The organism is Flavobacterium sp. 40-81, assembly GCF_001898245.1.
GTDB classification, from domain to species: Bacteria; Bacteroidota; Bacteroidia; order Flavobacteriales; family Flavobacteriaceae; genus Flavobacterium; species Flavobacterium inviolabile.
The window spans coordinates 1-22,829 of sequence record NZ_MKTM01000012.1 but is presented as its reverse complement, the minus strand read 5'-3'; the positions used below and the strand labels follow the sequence as shown (position 1 = coordinate 22,829).

Genomic DNA, 22,829 nt, shown 5'->3' with positions numbered 1-22,829 from the left:
CCGGGAGAATGATTATGTTTGTGATAAGAAGCGGTATCCTCTTGAATACGAATAAAATGAGAAAAATATTTTTGCCTTTAGTTTTCCTGCTTACTGCGATGACAGTTTCGGGACAAAACGCCCGCAATGAAGCGCTGATAAAGGAACTCACGGGTATCAGGGATAGCGATCAGCTGGAAAGGGGACAAATGGAATTTGTTCAGGATAAATATGGCGGAAATTCTGCCGAGATGAAAGCATTGTTGACCAATATGCGCAAAAGCGATTCCATAAACCTGATCAAAGTAAGCCGTATTTTGGATAGCTACGGCTGGCTGGGTGCCGATGAGGTAGGAGAAGAGGGGAACAGTACCTTGTTCCTCGTGATTCAGCATGCCGATCTGGAAGCTCAGGAAAAATACTTACCGCTGATGCGAAAGGCAGTAAAAAAGAAAAAAGCAAAAGGAAGCAGCCTGGCACTGCTGGAAGACCGCGTGGCCTTGCGGCAGGGACGAAAACAGATTTACGGCTCACAGGTGGGCTGGGATATGAAAACAAATGAATACTATATGCTGCCGCTTGAAAATCCGGATAAAGTAGACCGGAGAAGAGCGAAAGTAGGACTTCCGCCGTTGGCAGATTATATTGCCCACTGGAATATGAAATGGGATCCGGAACAATATAAAAAAGACTTACCCGCTATAGAAGCAAAATACCGGAAGCCGTAAAGCCTAACAAACGGAACAGGTTTGCTAAAAAAGCTGATATTTAATTGATAAATGCGTAAGCCATGTTAGTAAAAGTTTTTGGAAGTGCCGTTTTTGGCGTAGATGTATATGCTTTTATTTAACATTCTATTGATGAATATCCAAAATAAAGGGATAAAATTATAATATGGTAAAATTTATTGAACTTTGTAGAATCATATAAACCTTAATAAATTATGTCTAAACCCCAATTTTACTTCAAAAATGACAAGGAATGGCGCGAATGGCTTCATGAAAATCATGCTACTTCTCAGGGTGTTGAATTGATATTTTATAAAGTGGGAAGTATTTTTGAAAGCATGCGTTGGGAACAGGCGGTGAAGGTTGCCATTTGTTACGGATGGATTGATTCTACTGTAAAGAGAATAGATGACGAACGTCGCAAACAAACTTTTAGCCCTCGAAAAGATAAAAGTGTTTGGAGTAAACTCAATAAAGCCTATATCGAAAAGTTAATTGCAGAAAACTTAATGCATGAAAGTGGTTTGGCTAAAATTGAAACAGCTAAGCAAAATGGCTCGTGGACTTCGCTTGATGCAGTTGAAAATCATGAAATTCCTGAAGATTTACAATTGGCATTCAACCAAAATAAAGTGGCATACACTAATTATCAGAATTTCAGTCCTTCATATAGGAAAAGCTATCTCTATTGGTTAAATCATGCTAAACGAGAGGAAACAAGGAATGCCAGAATTGTAGAGATAATCAAACTTTGTGAACAAAACTTGAAGGCAAGACCATAATCAGTCGAATAGAATAACTGCTTTTTAGTATTAGTCTTGCATAAATACTAACATAAAACCGAAGAGAATTATCGTTAATGAATTAGAAGGATTTTCAGATTTGATGATTTATTAGATGATACTTCTTGTATTGGAAGTAAAAAGATTTGGGATCAGTTTGTAAAAGACGCAATTACAGAATGGGGGAAACCAAAGCTTATTAGGTAAAATACTTAAAATAATAGATTTAAAAATTATATAATGACAGTATAATTATCAGGATTAAGAACGGTAAAATACCCAAAAGAAGAAATAATTAGAGATTTTTGAAAATCAGATTTATTTTTAAGTTTTTTTGAAAAGGCTTATATTTAGTTGATAAATACGTATAAGCCATGTTAGTAAAAGTTTTTGGAAGCGCCGTTTTTGGCGTAGACGCCACGACCATTATTATTGAAGTCAATATCGACAAAGGCATTGGTTACCACCTGGTAGGACTGCCGGACAATGCCATAAAAGAAAGCAGTTACCGGATTGCCGCTGCTTTAAAAAACAACGGCTACCAGCTTCCCGGAAAGAAAATCACCATCAATATGGCGCCAGCCGATTTGCGTAAGGAAGGCTCAGCTTACGACCTGCCGATAGCGATTGGTATCTTAGCGGCTTCCGGTCAGATAAAACCGGATAATATCGATCAGTATATGATTATGGGAGAACTCTCCCTGGACGGAAGCTTACAGCCCATCCGGGGCGCTTTATCCATTGCAATCAAAGCAAAGGAAGAAGGTTTTAAAGGATTCTTCCTGCCAAAGCAGAATGTAAAAGAAGCGGCTGTGGTGAGCGGAATCGATGTTTACGGTGTGGAAAATGTGATGGAAGTACTGGATTTCTTTGAAGGTAAAAGCACCATACTCCCGGAAACGATCAATATAGAAGACGAATTTTATAAACCGCTGGACTATCCCGAATTTGATTTTGCAGAAGTACGGGGGCAGGAAAGCATTAAAAGAAGCATGGAAATTGCGGCTGCCGGCGGACACAATATTATACTGATCGGACCGCCCGGTTCCGGTAAAACGATGCTCGCCAAACGACTGCCCGGCATATTGCCGCCAATGACAATGAAGGAAGCCCTGGAAACGACTAAAATCCACAGTGTGGCGGGTAAGATAAAAGAAGCCGGATTAATCAGCCTGAGACCTTTCCGAAGTCCGCATCACTCTTCTTCTGCCGTTTCGTTAGTAGGTGGCGGGAGTTATCCGCAGCCCGGTGAAATTTCACTGGCTCATAACGGGGTATTGTTTTTAGATGAATTACCCGAATTTAAACGGGAAGTATTGGAAGTCATGCGGCAGCCGCTGGAAGATAGGGAAGTCACGATTTCAAGAGCAAAATTTACAATTACCTATCCGTCATCCTTTATGCTGGTAGCCAGTATGAATCCCAGTCCCGGAGGCTATTTCAACGATCTGGATGCACCGGTAACAACTTCGGCAGCCGAAATACAGCGCTATTTAAGCAAAATATCCGGACCGTTACTGGACCGGATCGATATACATGTGGAAGTTGCTCCGGTTCCTTTTGAAAAGCTTGCCGATTCGACTAATGCCGAAAGCAGTACCAGCATCCGGAAACGGGTTACGGCAGCCAGAAAAATCCAGTCGGAAAGATTCCGGGATTCGGAAAGTATCCATTATAATGCACAGATGACGACCCGGCAGATCCGCGAATATTGCGTTTTAGACGATAGTTCATTAAGTCTTTTAAAAACAGCAATGGAACGTCTAAACCTGTCGGCACGTGCCTATGACAGGATTTTAAAAGTTGCCCGGACCATTGCCGACTTAGCGGCTTCGGAACAGCTTACATCCGTTCATATTTCCGAGGCGATTCAATACCGAAGCCTGGACCGGGAAGGATGGCTGGGATAAAAAAACGTCCGGTATTACCGGACGTTTTTTTATTTAATTCAATTCGGCAAAGGTATCGCCTTTACGGATATCTCCGGTTTCATAACCCCTTTTAAACCATTCGATTCGTTGGGCTGATGTTCCGTGTGTAAAGGAATCCGGTGTTACGTGTCCCTGCATTTTTTTCTGGATAGCATCATCACCTACGGCCTGAGCAGCACTCAAAGCTTCTTCAATATCGCCGGCTTCCAGATATTTCTGATTGTAATGTGCCCATAATCCGGCATAAAAATCAGCCTGTAGCTCTAAGGAAACCGATAATTTATTAGCAGCAGTCTGACTTAAACCCTGTTGCAGTTTATGAACCTTACCGGATGTGCCCAATAAGGTCTGAACGTGGTGTCCGACTTCGTGTGCGATAACATAAGCAATGGCAAAATCACCGCCCTGAGCACCGAAACGGGTACGCAATTCATCAAAAAAAGCCAGATCCATATATACTTTTCGGTCGGCCGGACAATAAAAAGGACCGGATGCAGCAGTAGCACTTCCACAGGCTGTTGTAACATTATCAGTAAACAAGACCATTCCGGGCTTTTCATAAATCATTTTATTCTCTTTAAAAACCTTATTCCAGATACTGTCATTATTTCCTAACATTGTCGCTGCAAAGTCACCCATTTCGATTTCTTCGGGTGTTAATTCCCGCTGTTGCACCTGTTCTGTGGACTGTCCTTGTTGTAATTGTTCTAAAATAGGAGCTAATTGCTGAGCGTTTTCGCCTCCAAACATATTGAGAAGCAAAACGATAATACCAATAATTCCGCCTCCGGCAACTACTTTACCACCTGTAGACATCCCGCGACGGTCTTCTACATTATCGCTTTTACTTTGACCTTTCCATTTCATATGTTTAGATTTTAGAGATTAAAAATGTTCGTGATTCCCTATTTCTTCTATTTCGTGTTGTTCTGCTCCGAAAATATTTTTGTAAATCGTATAATACATAGAATAAATATAAGGAATTGTAAAAAATATTCCTAAACAGAAAGCAATTATACCTACGCATGAACCTATCGCAGCAACAAATATTGCTAACAGTATGGTTAATGGTTTTTTATTAATTACAGTAATACTGATAGTAATGGCATCTTTAACGCTCAGATCTCCGAAAATAATTAACGGAATGGTCAGAAAGGTCAGGAAACTAATGATAAAGCTCACAAAAGTCCCGACAAGATTCATGTTAACAAGCTGTAAAAGGGTGCTGGCTAAAACCGATAGCAGCGCGATTAAAAAGCTTGCCAGGAAAATATTCTTGAATTTAGGGGATTTGTAATAGTCAAAAGTAGTGCCGATGCTTAGTTCCCGGTTCATATCCGCATCATGTGCCAGTTTAAGGATACCGGCAATAAAAGGAGCCATAATAGCCGACATAAGCGTGTTGACACCGGCTGAAATCAACAGAAACTCTTTCGAAAGCGCTTTTTGCTCGATTTGTGTAAAATCCTGAACATAGCGCTCTATTCCGTAAAATACCGATATTCCGCTGATCACAAGAGCCGCTAAAATAACGGTAACGATAAGGAAAGCCAGACCGGCAGTTAAGGCTATTTTTTTATAATTTTCAAAACTCTCGTTAATCAGTTCACCCGTATCCAGGTGTAATCCTTTCTGGTTAATTTCTTCGAGTCTTTTTTTAATAGTTGTCATCGTATAATTTTTAAATAATAAATTTGATTTCTGGCGGGTAGCTTAAAAACCGATTCGGAAGCCTAAATAGGCATCAGCCTGTTTGGTATCGTTTACCAATGCGGTAATAATGGAACCGGAACCGATAAAGAATCCCTGATAACGAAATCCGATACCACCCGTTAAACCGGAGATTTCATTACTGGACCAGGGAGAATAAATCTCATAGGTTTCTGCCGAAAAGCGCGGCGTTATTGTAATAATATTTTGAGCGGTCGCCAGATTGTTTTCACTGTCGTTTACAATTTTTTGCTGGGTGTAAACGGTAGCATACCATTTTTCATGCAAACGCACATCGGCATAAGCCGATAAAACCGTTGGTGTTTTTACCTTAAAATCTTTTTTGGTATCCACTACGGTAGCATAGCCGCTATTCAATAAAATCTGTTCAATTTCTTTGATGTTGTCAACGCCTTCAAACTGGTTCAGATCGAAACTCTGTAAGCCCTGAACGGATAAACTGTAATCGCGGGACACATTATTATCCGCTTTGAACGTCATGCTTCCCAGGTTGCGAACCGATAATCCGGCATTGATTTTATAACTATCGTCGCTGGTGTCTTTCCATTGGTAATTAACGCCCAGATCCACAGCATAACCGTTTATACCGTTTCCGAAAAACTGGTTGAAATTACTGCTGTCGGTAAATCCGTCTGCCAGGGAACCGGAATAGGCAACATTCAGGGCGGCATGTGCATTGGTTAATTCCACATCACCCAAAACGTTGGTAACGGTACCGGTAAACTTATCGGCAGAAATATTGGCATAAGAACCCGGAAACAATAATTTAAAAGTAGCCCCGCCGCTAAACTTGTGTACATCGTCTTCAAAAACAATGCGCGAAGCGGAAAATCCGATCTCTCCCCAGGTTACTGCATTGACTCTTTGGTTGTTCGCAGAAGCGATCATAGCCGAGCCTATAAAGGAGTTTCTCAGGGCATTCCCCAGATTGACATCCACATCGATAAGATTGGCTTTTACTTTGGCAGAGGAAGTAACCGCAAACGTCCATTTGTCTTTTTTCATGGCAAATGAAGGCCCTAAAATTTCGGCATCCAGACGCATGTTCACCGGTTTATCGCCTTCAAAGATCAAATCTTCCACATTGTTTCCTTTGACAATATCTTTAAAACTGATTTTGTTATTGGAAACGTTAAGGCTGGTGTTGAAAATATTCACTTCATACCGGTTGGAAAGATTGCTCAGTTCGGCCGGATTCACAGAAGCATTCAGGATACCGGTCCGGCGTGTTGTATTAATACCGCTGAAATGTTCCTGTGCATACAGGGATGAAATAAATAAACTGCAGGTTATGATCAATACTTTTCGCATAAATGGGGTGTTATTAACTTTTAAATGTTAAAAATAGTAAAAAAATTAAATGCTTTTCCAAATAGTATCATCAGGAACCGGAGCAATTAATGTTAACGGTTCTTTGGTGACCGGATGCTGTAAAACCAGCTTGCGGGCATGGAGGTGAATACCGCCGTCCGGATTACTGCGGTCGAAGCCGTATTTCAGATCCCCTTTTATCGGACTTCCGATAGCTGCCAGCTGACTGCGGATTTGATGATGCCTTCCGGTGTGCAGATCGATTTCCAACGCAAAATAGTTGTTTAGTACCTTAATCACAGTATAGGTAAGGCTGGCTTTTTTGCTGTCCGGAACTTCTTTTACATGTGCTTTTGAAGTATTGTTTTTAGGATTTCGTTTTAAAAAGTGGACTAAAGTGTCTTCTTCTTTTGAAGGACGGTTTTTAACAACCGCCCAATATGTTTTCTGGGTTTCCCTGTTTTTAAACAAATCATTCAGGCGGGTGAGCGCTTTAGAAGTACGCGCAAACACTACGATTCCGGTAGTGGGGCGGTCCAGACGGTGCACCACACCTAAAAAAACCTCACCCGGTTTGTTGTATTTCTCTTTAATATATTCTTTAACAACGTCACTTAACGGTTTGTCACCGGTTTTGTCGCCCTGGACAATGTCGCCCACGCGTTTGTTGACGACAATAAGATGATTGTCCTCATAAATGACCTGAAGATTATTTTTTGTAGAAACTATTTTTTCTGACACAAAAAAGAATGTTGGTTAAACGGTAAATTAATATTGCTCGTTGGCATTTGGAAAATCCTCTGATTTCACATCGGTAACATACTGGCCGATGGCTTTGGTCATGTCCTCATAAAGATTCATATAGCGTCTTAAAAAACGCGGACTGAACTCATGTGTCATGCCAATCATGTCGTGTAAAACAAGAACCTGTCCGTCTACACCGCCTCCGGCACCGATTCCGATCACCGGAATGGAAATGCTTTCGGCTACTTTTTTAGCCAATGCAGAAGGGATTTTTTCCAGAACCAAAGCAAAACAGCCTATTTTTTCCAGCATTTTAGCATCTTCAATCAGCTTTTGTGCTTCGGCTTCTTCTTTGGCACGAACGGTATAAGTCCCGAATTTATAGATAGACTGCGGTGTTAAACCCAAATGTCCCATTACCGGAATACCGGCATTCAGGATACGTTTGATACTGTCTTTTATTTCACTTCCGCCTTCCAGTTTTACTGCGTGTCCGCCGCTTTCTTTCATGATTCTGATCGAAGAACGCAAGGCTTCTTTTGGATCCGACTGGTAGGCACCGAAAGGTAAATCTACAACAACCAAAGCTCTTTCTACGGCTCTCACAACCGAAGAAGCATGGTAAATCATCTGGTCAAGGGTAATGGGTAAAGTGGTTTCGTGTCCGGCCATTACATTGGAAGCGGAGTCACCAACTAAAATAGCGTCAATTCCGGCACTGTCCACAATTTTAGCCATAGTATAATCGTAAGCCGTTAGCATGGAGATTTTTTCACCATTGGCTTTCATTTCAATCAATGATTTTGTCGTGATTCTTTTGTAGTCTTTTTTTGCAACTGACATAGTTTTAAAAATTTTAGGAAATGTAAAAGTACTATAATTTCTAGGATACTGTAACATAATAAAGATTAATACTACTGATAAGGTATCTAAATTCCTTGTTATGAAAAACTTTTTAATACTGTTGGTATGTGGTTTGTCTTTCGGTTTACAGGCACAGCAAAAGGATGTTGAAAACACGATAAAGACCTTTTTTGAAGGTTTTCACGCAAAAGATACCCTAAAAATCAAATCGGTCTGCCATGATAAAATGATTTTACAATCCATTATGGAAGGAGCGAAGGGAACAAAGTTCCTGGATGAAAAAGCGTCCGATTTCTTTAAAGCCATTGCCACTTTTCCTTCCGATAAAAAGTTTGAAGAACGGTTGCTGAAATTTAATACGCAAATAGACGGTGCGATGGCACATGTCTGGACGCCGTATGAGTTTTATATTGACGGTAAGTTAAGTCATCATGGCGTTAATTCGTTTCAGTTGTATAAGGACAATGGCAGCTGGAAAATTATTTATGTGGTGGATACGAGGAGGAAGTAGGAAGTTTGATTGGGGATATTTGAGATGCGATATATGGTATATGATATATGATATATGGGGTTTGAATTGGGTATTCGCTTTTTTGCTTTTTTGCTTTTTTGCTTTTTGCTTTTTAGTTTTTTGTAAAATTTGTCCTATTTTTCTTTTTCAAAACGAATATTTAGGTATATATTGAGCACTGAAAAAAACAAAAAAATGGAAACACAATTTTCAGGTAACCCGAAACCGTTTGGTATCATAGGATTGGTTATTGCAATATTCTCACTGCTATTTTCGATTATTCCCTGCATTGGATTTTATGCCATTATTCCCGCTTTTATAGCATTTGTTTTTTGTACGATCGCTTTTTTATATTCAAGACAGCAAAAGCAGAACGGCAGTGTACCTTTGGCAGGAATGATCATTGCGGTTATTACTATTTCGATTGGTATCTTTCAGTATGTGAATTATAAATCGGTTTTTGAAGCCAAAGATGAGATTAATGCGATCACAGATGAAGCCTTCGAAACCATCACGAAGGAAGCTCTGGACAATGCTCTTGAAAAAGATAGTTTAAAAAATGATTCCATTCAAAAAAGTAAGGCAGATTCTCTTCAATTCTAAATTTGCGGAATACCATCTCCTAAACATTGTCATTGTGACCGTCATACTGGCCATGTTTTTACTGCTTCAATGCAATGTTGTTTCGTTTAAATGTGTCTATTCCGAAATAGGATCAAGTTGTAAAACATGCGGACTGACAACCAGTTTTAAAGGCATTTTAAACGGTAATTTCAACCATATAAAACCGGCTAACAGGATTATTTTTATAGTGTTCTGTTCCCAGTTACTAATTAGGCCGGTTATTAGTGTGCTGCTATATTTTACGGAAAGAAAACAATTGATCAGAAATGCTGATAGCATAAGTTCCTTGTTGCTTTTCGGAATTTTTGTGTATGCTGTGTCAGCCGGGTGATGCAATAGTTAAATTAGGATATATTTTACAAAAGGACGGGTAAAGCACTCGTTCTTTTTTTTGTGGATATTTTTAAAAAATCGAATAATTAGTAGAGTATTGTTTGTATTTTAATATTGTTTATTTATTTTAAAATATTGTTTATTATGTTATTTTGTTTGTAAAAATAGAATACAGTTTGTTTTTGTGGTAAAATTTGTTTAAGTTAGTCAAATATTTATTGCCGCCACAAAAGCGTTGCATTTTGCCACGGAAAAATTTTTATAAACCATAAATAATTAACTGCCATGAAACAACGATTTTTTTTACCGTATTTATTGTTCAGTGTTCTCACTTTTACTTTGTTTACCTCTTGTGTAAAAGAAGATTCTAAGGAGATCGTATCGTCCGCCATTGATCTGAATAAAATTAAGAGTGTGATCGCAATGAATGGGGAAAGCCAGATTATTGCATATAATATGCTGACAGCCGCCGACAAATTTTATATTTGGAATACCAAGCTGGAAATATTGCAGCGCACCGGTGAATTAAATGCCAAACAACAGCATTTTGTCCGGGAATTGCAGGAAACGCTTCGGGTTGATTTTTTTGAAAAAGAACGTTCCCGTACCGCAAAAGAATATTACAACAGTTACCTGCCGCAGATGAAGCGGATAGGATTAAGCCTGTTTACACCGTCTGAAATGGTTGCAAATTTTGCAAGCATTAACAGTAAAATCATTGTTGCCGGTCCGCCCGAAATACATTGCGGCTGTAATACAAGCGATAGCTGGTGTGTTACCGGCGATTGTTATTCTTTTTATTGTTCCTCTGCCGATTCCGGCTGCGGATGGTGGCTGGGAGAAATATGTAATGGATTTTGTGCCCGGAAATAAGATAAACTAAGGATACCATGAAAAGGAAAATAATAGAAGTTTCAGTAGTCTGTCTTGTATTGGTAATTGCGATATGTTATATCGGGAAATGCCGGGAATGGAATAATGTTTTCAGTTTGTCTAATGCAACAATTGAAGTTGTCAATACGTTCGATTTTGAAAGCATGCATTTAAAAGATACCTTAAAACATACTTTTTTAATCAAGAATACCTCTGATAATGTGTTGAATATCGTTGCCGTACACAGTAATTGCGGCTGTACAATCACAAGCTTTAGCAGGGAAAAGATTAAGAAAGGCGAATCGGCTGAAATAGCCGTTACGTTCGTGCCGCAGCAGGTAGGCAGAGCCGAAAAAAGTATCGTGGTCGAGGCTAATACAGCGCCTCCTTATACCGTTTTAAGTTTACACGGAATTGTTAAAAAATAAAGTTTAGAGTTTTTTTACTTAATTAGTTGTTAGTTGCAAAAAAAAAGCGGAATACTTGTGTCAGTTCCGCTTTTTTATTGGTATTATAAAGAATGGTTTAACAGTCTGACATATTTACGGCAACAGCCAGACCACCTTCTGAGGTTTCTTTGTATTTATTGTTCATGTCTTTGGCGGTTTGCCACATCGTATCGACAACTTTATCCAATGGTACTTTCGCATTTTTAGGATCGGTTTCCAATGCTAATTCGGCAGCATTAATTGCTTTAATGGCACCCATCGTATTTCTTTCAATACAAGGAATCTGCACCAGTCCGCCAATAGGATCACAGGTTAGCCCCAGGTGGTGTTCCATCGCAATTTCGGCAGCCATTAAAACCTGCTCCGGTGTGCCGCCCATCAATTCACACAAAGCACCTGCGGCCATAGCAGAAGAAACGCCGATTTCTGCCTGGCATCCGCCCATTGCAGCCGAAATAGTAGCGCCTTTTTTAAAGATACTGCCAATTTCTCCGGCAACCATTAAAAACTGTTTGATCTGGTCTTCGTTGGCTTTGTGATCTTCAATAACCATATAATACATCAGCACGGCAGGAATAACACCCGCGCTGCCATTGGTAGGAGCGGTAACCACACGGCCTAAGGAAGCGTTGACTTCGTTTACCGCTAAAGCGAAACAGCTTACCCATTTCAGGATCTGACGGAATTTTACTTCTGTCATACGGATGATTTCCAGCCACGATTGCGGATTGTCATACGGTAAAACGCCAATCAGGTTTTTGTGCATGTCATAAGCACGGCGGCGTACGTTTAAACCTCCGGGTAATGTCCCTTCACTATGACAGCCAATATACATGCATTCTAACATGGTATTCCAGATACGAAGCAATTCATGGTGAATTTCCTCCTCCGTACGCATGGATTTTTCATTTTCATATACGATTTCCGAAATCTTTTTTTGCTCCGCCTGGCAATAGGTTAGTAATTCTTCGGCTTTATCGATCGGGAAAGGAAAGGTTCTTTTGATTGTTTCTTTTTCTATATTCTCTTCTGCCTGTTCTTTTACTACAAATCCGCCACCAATGGAATAAAAAGTGGCGCTGTATTCCTGACTGTCCGTATACACGGTAAAAGTCATCCCATTGGAATGAAACGGCAGGAAATTTTTATTAAAAACAATGTCGGTTTCCGTATCGAAAGGAATGATAATTTCATTTCCTAAAAAGATCTCTTTTTTGTTTTTAATGGCCGAAATGATAACATCAATGCTTTCTACGGGAATATATTCCGGATCGGCACCGCTTAATCCTAACATGACAGCAAGATCTGTAGCGTGTCCTTTTCCGGTTAATGATAAGGAACCGTAAAGGTCCACTTTGATTCGGTTAATGTGGTCAATAAGATTGTGATTTCTGATTTCAACAAGAAACTGTTCGGCTGCACGCCAAGGACCTAAAGTATGGGAACTGGACGGTCCCACACCAATTTTAAGCATATCAAATACAGAAATACATTCCATAAAGTAATCTAAATGTTTAGTTTGTTAAAGCAAAGATAGCCCGATAATTCAATAAATAAAACGGACCAAACATATTTTGATCAGTATAACCTGCTTTATGGTATCTTTGATCGTATAAATACTTCAAAACATGCGTCATATCATCATTTTCATAGCGCTGATAAGCTTTGTTTTTAAAGCAAATTCACAAAATTTACAGGAAATGTATAATAAAAGCAAATCGGCTTATGAGAACAAAGAATACGGATCGTTTTTAAAAATAATGAAGCAGCTGGACAGCCTTCGTCCTTCGCATCCTGTTTTTACATATAATCTTGCCGCTGCCCTGGTGTTGAACGGAAAAACAGAAGAAGCTTTGCCGGTAATGGCAAAAAGTATCCTGATGGATAACGGAGTCGATTTTGATCAGGATGCCGATTTTGAACCGGTGAGGAGTAAGCCCGGTTACCAGCGTATTTTAGCATTAAAGCAGGAGCAGAACAAGACCGTAACCGGTTCCGGAAAAGTAGTGGTTTTAAAGGAAAAGGACTTGCATCCGGAAGGATTGACGTATCTGCCAAAAGCAAAATTATGGCTGGCAGCCAGTATCCATAAAGGGAAAATAATTGCTTTCGACAGCCAGACAGGAGGGTGTACGGATTGGTTTATAGCCGACAAGGGATTTGCTGTTTTTGCCATGAAACCGGATAAAAACGAAAAATATTTATGGGTTGCCACTGCGGCCATTCCGGAAGCACAATCGTTCACTAAGGAACTGGAAGGTAAGGCGGTAATACTGAAAATTGATATTGCCGGGAAGAAAATCACCGCACGGTTTTCGGTTAACGGGAATCATTTGTTTGGAGATCTCGCAGTTACCCGGGAAGGAACGGTATATGTATCGGATAGTGCACAGCCGGTACTCTATAAAATTGAAAACAATACAATGGACGTTTTCCTCGATTTGTCACAGGAAGCGTTTAATTTGCAGGGAATAACGCTCAATACCGCAGCATCAAAGCTGTTTGTAGCCGATTACTTAAAAGGTATACTGGCTGTCGATATAAAGAATAATAACCGGAAATGGCTTTCCTTCCCGGAAGGAGCTACAGGGAAGGGGATAGACGGGCTGGCATATTATAAGCAATCCTTAATAGCCATTCACAATGGTATAAAGCCGGTCAGGCTGATGCAGTACACGCTCGATGATAGCGAAAATACAATAACCGCCAGTAAAGTTCTGGATAGTAACAGACCGGAATTTAACGAGCCGGTTTTAATGGCAGTACAGGATAAGCAAATATACTTTTTTGCCAATGCTCCCTGGAATGCCTATAAAAAAGATCACACATTAGACCTGCAACAGTGTGATAATCCGGTATTATACCAATATCGTTTAAAAGAATGACAGTGTTGTTATGCCTGGTAAAGTGTCAACTTGTCAGTGTTTGAAAATCAAAATAAATAGAATTATGACAATTTTCATGTCTTTTTTGTAATGGCACAATGATTGACTTATACCAAGCAAGTTGAAAAAACGAAACGACAAAATTGATATAATAAAATAAACTTAGTTATGAGTAAAATTATTGGAATTGACTTAGGAACGACTAACTCTTGCGTTTCTGTAATGGAAGGTAATGAGCCGGTAGTAATTCCTAATGCAGAAGGAAAAAGAACAACACCATCTGTAATTGCTTTTGTAGAAGGTGGTGAAATCAAAGTAGGAGATCCTGCCAAAAGACAAGCAGTGACCAATCCAACGAAAACAATTGCTTCTATCAAACGTTTTATGGGTAACAAATACTCAGAAAGCCAAAAAGAAGCAGGAAATGTAGCGTACAAAGTTGTTAAAGGTGATAACGACACACCACGTGTGGATATCGACGGAAGACTTTATACACCACAGGAATTATCAGCAATGACACTTCAGAAAATGAAGAAAACGGCTGAAGATTATTTAGGTACTACAGTAACGGAAGCGGTTATTACAGTACCGGCATACTTTAATGATGCACAACGTCAGGCTACTAAAGAAGCCGGAGAAATTGCAGGATTAAAAGTACGTCGTATTATCAATGAACCAACAGCTGCAGCGTTAGCGTATGGTTTGGATAAAGCAGGAAAAGATCAGAAAATTGCGGTTTATGACTTAGGTGGTGGTACTTTCGATATCTCTATCTTGGAATTAGGAGACGGTGTATTCGAAGTATTGTCTACAAACGGTGATACACACTTAGGAGGTGACGATTTTGACCAGGTAATTATTGACTGGTTAGCAAACGAATTCAACAGCGAAGAAGGTGTGGATTTACGTAAAGACCCAATGGCTTTACAACGTTTGAAAGAAGCTGCTGAAAAAGCTAAAATTGAATTATCGGCATCTGCTCAGACAGAAATTAACCTACCGTATGTAACGGCTACTGCTTCAGGACCGAAACACTTGGTAAAAACCTTAACAAGAGCTAAATTTGAACAATTGGCAGATGAATTAATCCGTCGTTCAATGATTCCTTGTGAGAAAGCGTTAAAAGATGCTGGTATTTCGAAATCAGAAATTGATGAAGTAATCTTGGTAGGTGGATCTACACGTATGCCGAGAATCCAGGAAGAAGTTGAAAAATTCTTCGGTAAAAAACCGTCAAAAGGAGTAAATCCGGATGAAGTTGTTGCCGTAGGTGCAGCGATTCAGGGTGGTGTATTAACAGGTGATGTAAAAGACGTATTATTATTAGACGTTACACCACTATCTTTAGGTATTGAAACTATGGGTAGTGTAATGACAAAATTAATCGAGTCGAATACAACAATCCCTACTAAAAAATCACAGGTTTTCTCTACAGCAGCAGACAACCAACCATCGGTAGAAATCCACGTTTTACAAGGAGAAAGACCAATGGCTAACGATAACAAAACGATCGGACGTTTCCACTTAGACGGAATCCCGCCAGCACCAAGAGGAGTACCTCAAATTGAAGTAACTTTCGATATTGATGCGAATGGTATTATCAAAGTTTCCGCAACAGATAAAGGAACCGGAAAATCACACGATATTCGTATTGAAGCTTCTTCAGGTTTAACACAGGAAGAAATCGAAAGAATGCGTAAAGAAGCAGAAGCAAATGCTGAAGCAGATAAATTAGTAAAAGAAAAAGTTGATAAGCTAAACGAAGCTGACGGAATGATCTTCCAGACTGAAAAACAATTGTCTGAGTTTGGAGATAAATTGTCAGAAGGAAATAAAGCAGCTATTCAGGGTGCTTTAGACGAATTGAAACAAGCTTACGAAACAAAAGATGTAGTAACGATCCAACCGGCATTAGACAAAATTAATGAAGCCTGGAAAAATGCATCGGAAGAAATGTACAAAGCACAGGCTGATGGTCAGGGAGCGCCGCAAGGACAACCTCAGGACGCTCAAAATGGCGATCAGACACAAGATGTAGATTACGAAGAAGTAAAATAATCTCGGAATCACGAATAATAAAAACCGGAGCTATGGCTCCGGTTTTTTTATGGGTTACAGCCATCTTACAGCCGGATATGTTAAAAAAATGTTATAATAAGATTTTTCCTGTAACGAAATAATGATTGGGTCGTCTAACTCGTAACAATCAAAATAAATAATTTAAAAATCAATCATCATGGAAAAATCGATCATTATTTTAGGACTGGCTTTAGTAGCATTTACAAATGTTTCTGTTGCTTCAAATACTGTGAACACAAAAGTTCAGACAGTATCAATTTTAAACGCTACACCACTTTGCACAGCAATCAGCAAAGGTGATGTGGCAACAATCAAAAAATTTATTGAATACGGTGCAGATGTAAACGAAAGAACAAACAACTTAACTCCGTTAATGTTCGCTGTACGTTACAACAACCTTGAAGTTGTAAAATTATTAGTTGAAAAAGGAGCAGACCTTACTGCTGTTGACCAAAACGGAAGTACTGTATTGAAATTAGCAGAAATGTATAAAAACAACGATATCATCGAAGTTTTAAAAGCTGCTGGTGCCAGAAAATAAGGAAACAAGACACAATGGAAAAGGGAGCGTTTGGCTCCCTTTTTTATTTTAGTTCATGACCATTACGTCAAAATAAAACTGTCCGGTCCAGCAGTTGGTTGTCTGACTGGCAAAAAGATCGGCACGGGCAATGTTCACCGTAATGGAACTCTGCGATTTGTTGGCATAATTCAGTACGAAAGTATCCGGGTAACCGCTGGAATTATAAGCGTTAAAAATAATACCCAAAGGATTGAACGGCAATTGCGGCGAAAAATCGTAGCGCACCTGTAACCGTTCAGCGGTGATGGGAGCAAGCGCAACGGTGCTTCCGGATATAACTGCCGAACCACTCTTGGTTTGCTTTGCGAGAATTGTCCAGCTAACGGTTGTATTTACTCCTCGTACCGGAATGGTGAAGGAACCGGAGCTCCCGTTGGAATAACTGTCGCATACCGGAATCACCATACCCTGTAATGTTGCAATGTTGGGCAAATTGGTACTTTGCCAGCTGGCATAGCCATTGGCATCGGATGTCAGCACCTTTCCGGCTCCCTGCGAACCATCTACAATTCGTATAACGGGAGATAAAGATTGGGTATTGGTAATGGAAACCTGGTCAAGAAAAGCAGCATCAAGACCTGTATTGGTAGAACTGTCTTTTTCATAACGCCAGGATAAAGTATGATTTCCGGCTGTTAAAGTTCCGGAATATGTTGACCAGGGAACCGCACCGGACCATTGGCTGGTCTGCACGCCGTCTATATAAAATCGGAGATAATCATAACTCGCCTCACTATCTACGCGGTAATTAAAGGAATAAGGAGAACCTCCGGCAGGAATTGATACATTTAATTCCAGTGTTGAGGTACTGCTGGCTATTCCGGAACCGGATTTTATTCCGGTGGCACCGGCATTAAACTGCCCGGCTACAGTAGTGGTGGTCCAGGAACCGCCGCTGCCGGAAGTGGTAAACGGAGCAATACCGCTTTCAAAACCGTTTGCAAAAGGAACAACGCCTGCTCCGGCGGAATTTTCAATATGAAATTTGGCCGTTGGAGTAGTAGTGCCCACACCAACATTGCCGGAATTGCCATTGCGCAGATCATTTCCGGTAAGTATCCAGTGGCTGTTGGTCGCACCGCTTATCGGCACCCATTTGCTGCTGTCCCAATAGTGAAACCCGATACCGGTTGTGACATTTGTATTGTAAATAAGTAAACTGGTTGCCGGACTGCTCACCGGTGCGGCAGCATTGAGATTGGGAATGGAAACTCTGGGAATCAGCAAACCTTTATCGGTTGCGGTTACATCCAGTATTGAACTGGCATGAGGAGTAGTGGTGTTAATGCCAACCTGAGAAAAAAGCATCATTGGAAACAATAATGCGAAAAGTATTTTTTTCATAATAGTCATTGATATTTAATAGTTGTTAGGACAAAAATTACTAAAACCAATTACTGTTTAAAAAAAATGGGATATAAGCAGTTTGTTTAGGGATGAAAAATAATAATCGGATTCTAAGCTTTTACAAATGAAATGTTTATCTTACGTAAAACAGCTTCTTTATAGGTTTTGGATACCGGAATACTCTTATTGTTCACAATAATGGTACTGGAATTAAAGCTTTGGATTTTATGGGTATTTACAATAAAACCTTTATGGGTTTTGATAAACTGATTCGGAAGTTTACACAGAAAATCGGTTATGGTAGCTCTGAAACGGTATTCTTTATCGGTTGTTACCAGCAGCAGGTAATTTTTTTGACATTCAACATATAAAACCGTGTTAAGACTTACCTTTTCAAATACTTCATGATGCTTGACAAAAATATAGTCCGGCAATTTTGTTTTTTCAGACGGCATACATTTGTTAAAATTCATAATGGCGATTTCAATAGCCGAAAAAAGCTCCGCCTTTTGAAACGGTTTTACCAGGTAACCGTACGGATTTGTTGCAATGGCATTTTTTATAGTCGTATCGTCCACATAAGCTGTCAGGAACAAATGAGGAATGCGATAATGCTCCTGGATATAATTGGCCAGCCATATTCCGTCTTTATCGCCCTGTATCGTGATATCAAGCAGGGCTAATTCCACCGTATGCTCCTTCAGGTATATCAGGGCTTCTTCGGCATTCATTGCAGTACCGATAACATTGTAACCAATCTCTTTTAAAAAAATGGAAATAGTTTTCTGAGTGATGTATTCGTCTTCAACAATAAGAATGTTTAGAGGCTGGTTCATGATATTTAGTTAACGATTTCTTTAAATGTAATAATAATTTCGGTTCCGTGACTACTTTTCCATTGAAATGCGCCGTCTAATTGTTTGGTTAGCCCCTGAATAAGATCAAAACCGATGGAATGCAAATCTTTCGGATTAAAATTTTCCGGAAAACCGATACCGTTATCCTGAACACATAACACATAGCCGTGGGCCTCTTTTTTAATCGTCACCTTAATGGTACCCTGTGTTGTTTTCTTAAAAGCATGCTTAAAGCAATTTGTGACAATCTCATTAATAATAAGACTTAACGGAATAGCGGTGTTGATATTCAGTTCGATGTTTTGGGCGTCAATATCCGTTTGGACCGAAACATAATGTTGGCGGTATGTTTTCTGGATCGCACCGATCAGCTCGTTTAAATACGATTGAAAAGGAACTTTATTAAAATTATCCGATTGATAAAGGGTTTTATGAATTAACGAAATCGACTGGATGCGTGCCTGTCCTTCCTGTAAAACAACTTTAGCATCCGGATCGGCAATGGCGCTGTTTTGCAGCTCAAGGATACCGGAAATAATCTGAAGGTTATTGTTAACCCTGTGATGAATCTCTTTGAGCAGCATTTCTTTTTCAGAAAGCGATTCTTTAATAAGCCGGTTCTTGGAGGAAATTTCCGCATTCATCTTCTGGATCTTCAATTGTTTCTTTTTGGAATTGACCAGATACAGGAAGAAGAAAAAAGTAGTAACCAGCAAACCAAATAAAATAATCAGCAGCGTATTCTGCCGTTTTTTAGTAAGATCGATCTGCTGACTGGCGATCAGGTCGTCCTGTTTTTCCAGATGGTATAAGATCTCATTGCCTTCAAGCAGTCGGTGCTGCCTTATTTTGTTGATTGAATCATTAATATAAAATGCCTTTTTATAAAGCTGGTAAGCCTCTTCCGTTTGGTTAAGTGACTTTAATAGTTCGGCTTTTGTTTTATAAAAATAAATTTTTGTTGCAGGATCGGTAATATTAGGAAGTAATTTTTCCACTAATGCAATGGCTTTTTGAGCTTCCGCGTAATGTTTTAACCGGGATTCGGATTCCGTTAAAAAAAGCAGACTGTTTGCGGCACACACATTATCGTCTTTGTTTTTTAAGGTAACGGCAATATCTTCTTTTAAAAGCGAAACAGCTGTTTTATAATCCCCGGCTTTAAAATACAATACCGCCATGTTTCCTTTAATCGTTCCGGCTAACCGCTCATAGGAATCAAGATGCGTTTTTTTTAAATGTTGTCCGGAAAGTTTTAAGGAAGTTCTGTAATAATGAAAAGCACTGTCAATATTGTTGTTTAAAGAATAATAAAATCCGAGGTCGTTGTATGCAGAAGGAATGATAAGAGCATCTCTTTCCGGATTGTGCAGCAACTCTTTTATTTCTGATTTCAGCTGGATGATTGCCTTGTCATACAGAAATAACCGGGCATATAGCTGGCTTTTGATATTATAACTCCATAACGGAAACGGAACCCCTTGTTTTCTTAAAGTGGCTATTTCAGAATTGATATGGAAAACATTGGAGTATAAGTTTAAATTCAGATACGATTTCTGTAGCGCAACCAGGAGATTCATATACTCTAAATCGGACAACCTGTATTCCTTGTTGTTTTTGATTTCTTTTAAAACACCAATAGATTTTACTTCTTCACCTTTTATATTGTATACTTCGGCTAAGGCAAACAGGAATTTTATATAATCCTTTTTAGAGGTTTTAATAGCGGTATTCGCAGTTAGCTTCGGTAAATTGAGGTAAAAGAAATTTTTATACGCCCTTTTCTGATTAAGACTGAGGCTTTCGTAAAAAAGAACCTTATCAATACCTTTTTGTGAACAGTATACGGTCATGATACTGTCTTTTTCTTCCATGGCATGACCCATCGAAGCACAAAACAATAGTACTGATAAGGCTGTTTTTAGTTTCCCTGATAGAAACATTTAATTATTTGAAATAGGAAAACGTTTCATTGTTTTCTATTTTTAGCAAACTCTCATAAATAAGTTTGATCACATTTTCAACATCATCGCGATGTACCATTTCAACAGTAGTGTGCATGTATCGTAACGGCAGCGATATTAAAGCCGAAGCTACTCCGCCATTGCTGTATGCAAAAGCATCGGTATCGGTTCCGGTTACCCTTGACGAAGCCAGGCGCTGGAAAGGAATTTTATTGGCAACGGCAGCATCAAGAATTAATTCTCTTAAATTGTTTTGTACGGCTGGTGCATAAGTAACTACCGGCCCTTTGCCGATTTTGGTTTCCCCTTCAATTTTCATGTCAATCATTGGAGTCGAGGAGTCATGGCAAACATCGGTTACAATCGCAACATTAGGTTTGATCGTTTTGGTGATCATTTCGGCACCACGCAAGCCTACTTCTTCCTGAACGGAATTAGTGATATACAGCCCAAATGGTAATTTCTTTTTGTTTTCATGCAGCAAACGGGCAACTTCGGCAATCATAAAACCACCCATTCGGTTGTCGATGGCACGGCAAACAAACTTATTCTCGTTCAGAATCATGAAATCATCCGGATAAGTGATTACGCAGCCCACATGAACGCCTAATTTTTCAACTTCTTCTTTGGTTTCACAACCGCAGTCAATAAAGATATTGTCAATTCTGGCAGCTTCTTCTTTGCCCCGGTTTCGGGTATGAATGGCCGGCCATCCGAAAACACCTTTAACGATTCCTTTTTTTGTGTGGATGTGAACGCGTTTTGAAGGTGCAATCATGTGATCACTTCCACCATTGCGGATAACATAAATTAAACCGTTGTCGGTAATATAATTAACATACCATGAAATTTCATCGGCATGTCCTTCAATAACAACTTTATAAGGAGCATCCGGATTGATAACCCCTACGGCTGTTCCGTAAGTATCCGTAATAAAAGTATCTACATAAGGCTTTAAATAATCCATCCATATTTTCTGCCCGCTTTCTTCATAACCGGTAGGAGAGGCATTATTAAGGTATTTTTCTAAAAAGGATAGGGACGATTTTGTTAATATTGATTTTGTTGCCATAAAATATTTTTTTGCTAAAATATGAATTTGGCATTAGAGTTGCTCAGAATATTGTCTAATTTTACGCATTAATTTGTTTTATATGAAGCGCTTATTTTTTCTTGCAGGAGCTATTTTTACGCCTTTGGTATTTTTTGGACAGGTAGTCACTAAGGACTCGCTGAAAACAGAAAATAACAATACCGTAAATGATACATCCGTTAGCTATTTAGTGCATATAGATGAAGTAATAATCGGAAAAAATACGGCCTATCTGGAAGAACAGAAAAAACTACGGATTTTAGAGCGTCGTGTTTTAAAAGTATATCCCTATGCAAAAGCGGCAGCAGAAAACTTAACGATGCTGAATGTGAATATGGCAAAACTTTCTTCCGACAGAGAGAAGAAGAAATATTTTAAGATTGTTGAAAATTATCTTCAGAATGAATTTGAAGACCGTTTGAAAAAATTCTCCCGTAAAGACGGGCAGATTCTGGTAAAATTAATCCACCGTCAAACCGGGCAGACAACTTTTGGTCTGATCAAAGAACTTAAAAGCGGATGGAAAGCCTTCTGGTCGAATAATACAGCCCGTTTATTTGATATCAATCTGAAAAAAGAATACGATCCTTTTAATGAATTGGAAGATTTTTACATTGAAAGTATCCTGATCAAAGCATTCAAAAGCGGTAAACTGCAAAAACAGGATCCGGCAAAAGCAATGGATTTAGCGGAATTGGCGGCCACATGGAGAATTAAAGCCGAAAAATCCAAACAGCTGCGACTGGAGAAAGTAAAAGAAGAACTTGAAAATTAAAAACACCTTATATATATAGGTAGGATATTTTAACGACTCTATAGGTATAATATGACTCTATAGGTATAATATAAGGTATCATAAAAACAACATCACCCTGCATTTGCAGGGTGATGTTGTTTTATACAGCCCGTTTCGTTTTTACAGAGTACGGTTTTAGTGTTGTTTTTGACTAAAGGCAATTGTTGAAAAAATAAATCTAAAAAACTAATGTTTTGATTTTTAAATGTTTAAATTTGTTACCCTGATTTTTTTAAAAAATAGTTTAGAAATAGTTTGGAGAAGAGTAAAAAGGTGCTACTTTTGCACCCGCAATCAAGGCGAAGTTCATTAGATATTGAGGTTGAATCAGGGAGAAAAAGGGATTAAATTTTTTTTCAAAAAAG

At 39.2% G+C, this 22,829-nt stretch carries 21 protein-coding genes; 11 read left to right on the top strand and 10 right to left on the bottom strand.

Going from position 1 to position 22,829, the window contains the following annotated elements; translation table 11 throughout:
• Positions 1-56 precede the first annotated feature (56 nt).
• The 3 genes from BGO42_RS03800 (at position 57) to BGO42_RS03790 (ending at position 3,399) form a co-directional block, all read left to right on the top strand.
• Positions 57-707: a DUF6624 domain-containing protein gene (locus BGO42_RS03800; protein ID WP_273246274.1), complete on the top strand. Its 651-nt coding sequence runs from the start codon at positions 57-59 to the stop codon at positions 705-707.
• A 215-nt stretch (positions 708-922) separates the two neighbouring features.
• Positions 923-1,489 (top strand): YdeI/OmpD-associated family protein, encoded by a 567-nt coding sequence (locus BGO42_RS03795; RefSeq protein ID WP_273246272.1) that lies wholly within the window; start codon positions 923-925, stop codon positions 1,487-1,489.
• Between the two features lie 374 nt (positions 1,490-1,863).
• Entirely contained in the window at positions 1,864-3,399 is a 1,536-nt protein-coding gene (locus tag BGO42_RS03790) for a YifB family Mg chelatase-like AAA ATPase (RefSeq protein ID WP_273246271.1), read from the top strand.
• 33 nt (positions 3,400-3,432) lie between these two features.
• On the opposite strand, the gene ypfJ is transcribed toward BGO42_RS03790, so the two are convergent.
• Genes ypfJ through panB form a run of 5 tightly spaced genes read right to left on the bottom strand, consistent with a single transcriptional unit; the run spans position 3,433 to position 8,049 of the window.
• A complete protein-coding gene (gene ypfJ, locus BGO42_RS03785; RefSeq protein ID WP_273246269.1) occupies positions 3,433-4,287 on the bottom strand; it encodes a KPN_02809 family neutral zinc metallopeptidase in 855 nt (284 codons plus the stop codon).
• Between the two features lie 18 nt (positions 4,288-4,305).
• The gene (locus BGO42_RS03780) at positions 4,306-5,091 is read right to left on the bottom strand and encodes a DUF2189 domain-containing protein (protein WP_273246268.1); all 786 of its coding nucleotides are present in this window, start codon (positions 5,089-5,091) and stop codon (positions 4,306-4,308) included.
• Between the two features lie 42 nt (positions 5,092-5,133).
• Complete coding sequence (locus BGO42_RS03775; RefSeq protein ID WP_177734707.1) at positions 5,134-6,462, bottom strand: hypothetical protein; 1,329 nt, start codon at positions 6,460-6,462, stop codon at positions 5,134-5,136.
• A gap of 45 nt (positions 6,463-6,507) precedes the next feature.
• A complete protein-coding gene (locus BGO42_RS03770; protein ID WP_273246267.1) occupies positions 6,508-7,203 on the bottom strand; it encodes an RluA family pseudouridine synthase in 696 nt (231 codons plus the stop codon).
• Between the two features lie 27 nt (positions 7,204-7,230).
• On the bottom strand, positions 7,231-8,049 hold the full coding sequence (gene panB, locus BGO42_RS03765) for a 3-methyl-2-oxobutanoate hydroxymethyltransferase (protein WP_177734705.1): 819 nt from the start codon (positions 8,047-8,049) through the stop codon (positions 7,231-7,233).
• Positions 8,050-8,149: 100 nt separating this feature from the next.
• Here panB and BGO42_RS03760 point away from each other — a divergent pair, with 100 nt between their 5' ends.
• The 4 genes from BGO42_RS03760 to BGO42_RS03745 all read left to right on the top strand — a co-directional run bounded on the left by BGO42_RS03760 (position 8,150) and on the right by BGO42_RS03745 (position 10,839).
• Positions 8,150-8,581, top strand: coding sequence for a nuclear transport factor 2 family protein (locus BGO42_RS03760; RefSeq protein WP_273246266.1), 432 nt, complete (start codon positions 8,150-8,152; stop codon positions 8,579-8,581).
• Between the two features lie 195 nt (positions 8,582-8,776).
• Positions 8,777-9,184, top strand: a complete 408-nt coding sequence (locus tag BGO42_RS03755; protein WP_177734703.1) for a hypothetical protein — start codon at positions 8,777-8,779, stop codon at positions 9,182-9,184.
• Positions 9,185-9,823: 639 nt separating this feature from the next.
• Complete coding sequence (locus BGO42_RS03750; RefSeq protein ID WP_273246264.1) at positions 9,824-10,411, top strand: bacteriocin fulvocin C-related protein; 588 nt, start codon at positions 9,824-9,826, stop codon at positions 10,409-10,411.
• 17 nt (positions 10,412-10,428) lie between these two features.
• Complete coding sequence (locus BGO42_RS03745) at positions 10,429-10,839, top strand: DUF1573 domain-containing protein (RefSeq protein WP_273246262.1); 411 nt, start codon at positions 10,429-10,431, stop codon at positions 10,837-10,839.
• 97 nt (positions 10,840-10,936) lie between these two features.
• Here the strand turns inward: BGO42_RS03745 and BGO42_RS03740 are convergent, their stop codons facing one another.
• On the bottom strand, positions 10,937-12,358 hold the full coding sequence (locus BGO42_RS03740; RefSeq protein ID WP_177734700.1) for an L-serine ammonia-lyase: 1,422 nt from the start codon (positions 12,356-12,358) through the stop codon (positions 10,937-10,939).
• A gap of 130 nt (positions 12,359-12,488) precedes the next feature.
• Here BGO42_RS03740 and BGO42_RS03735 point away from each other — a divergent pair, with 130 nt between their 5' ends.
• From BGO42_RS03735 to BGO42_RS03725, 3 genes are all read left to right on the top strand, one after another.
• Complete coding sequence (locus BGO42_RS03735) at positions 12,489-13,745, top strand: NHL repeat-containing protein (protein WP_273246260.1); 1,257 nt, start codon at positions 12,489-12,491, stop codon at positions 13,743-13,745.
• A 168-nt stretch (positions 13,746-13,913) separates the two neighbouring features.
• Entirely contained in the window at positions 13,914-15,803 is a 1,890-nt protein-coding gene (dnaK, locus tag BGO42_RS03730; protein ID WP_177734698.1) for a molecular chaperone DnaK, read from the top strand.
• Positions 15,804-15,981: 178 nt separating this feature from the next.
• Complete coding sequence (locus tag BGO42_RS03725; RefSeq protein ID WP_273246258.1) at positions 15,982-16,365, top strand: ankyrin repeat domain-containing protein; 384 nt, start codon at positions 15,982-15,984, stop codon at positions 16,363-16,365.
• 48 nt (positions 16,366-16,413) lie between these two features.
• On the opposite strand, the gene BGO42_RS03720 is transcribed toward BGO42_RS03725, so the two are convergent.
• The 4 genes from BGO42_RS03720 to BGO42_RS03705 all read right to left on the bottom strand — a co-directional run bounded on the left by BGO42_RS03720 (position 16,414) and on the right by BGO42_RS03705 (position 21,647).
• Entirely contained in the window at positions 16,414-17,751 is a 1,338-nt protein-coding gene (locus tag BGO42_RS03720; protein WP_273246256.1) for a phage tail-like protein, read from the bottom strand.
• A gap of 113 nt (positions 17,752-17,864) precedes the next feature.
• On the bottom strand, positions 17,865-18,590 hold the full coding sequence (locus BGO42_RS03715; protein WP_273246254.1) for a LytR/AlgR family response regulator transcription factor: 726 nt from the start codon (positions 18,588-18,590) through the stop codon (positions 17,865-17,867).
• A 5-nt stretch (positions 18,591-18,595) separates the two neighbouring features.
• Complete coding sequence (locus BGO42_RS03710; RefSeq protein ID WP_273246252.1) at positions 18,596-20,554, bottom strand: tetratricopeptide repeat-containing sensor histidine kinase; 1,959 nt, start codon at positions 20,552-20,554, stop codon at positions 18,596-18,598.
• A gap of 4 nt (positions 20,555-20,558) precedes the next feature.
• Positions 20,559-21,647, bottom strand: coding sequence for a M42 family metallopeptidase (locus BGO42_RS03705; protein WP_273246250.1), 1,089 nt, complete (start codon positions 21,645-21,647; stop codon positions 20,559-20,561).
• Between the two features lie 82 nt (positions 21,648-21,729).
• Here BGO42_RS03705 and BGO42_RS03700 point away from each other — a divergent pair, with 82 nt between their 5' ends.
• Entirely contained in the window at positions 21,730-22,443 is a 714-nt protein-coding gene (locus BGO42_RS03700) for a DUF4294 domain-containing protein (protein WP_177734692.1), read from the top strand.
• The last annotated feature ends 386 nt before the right edge of the window (positions 22,444-22,829 follow it).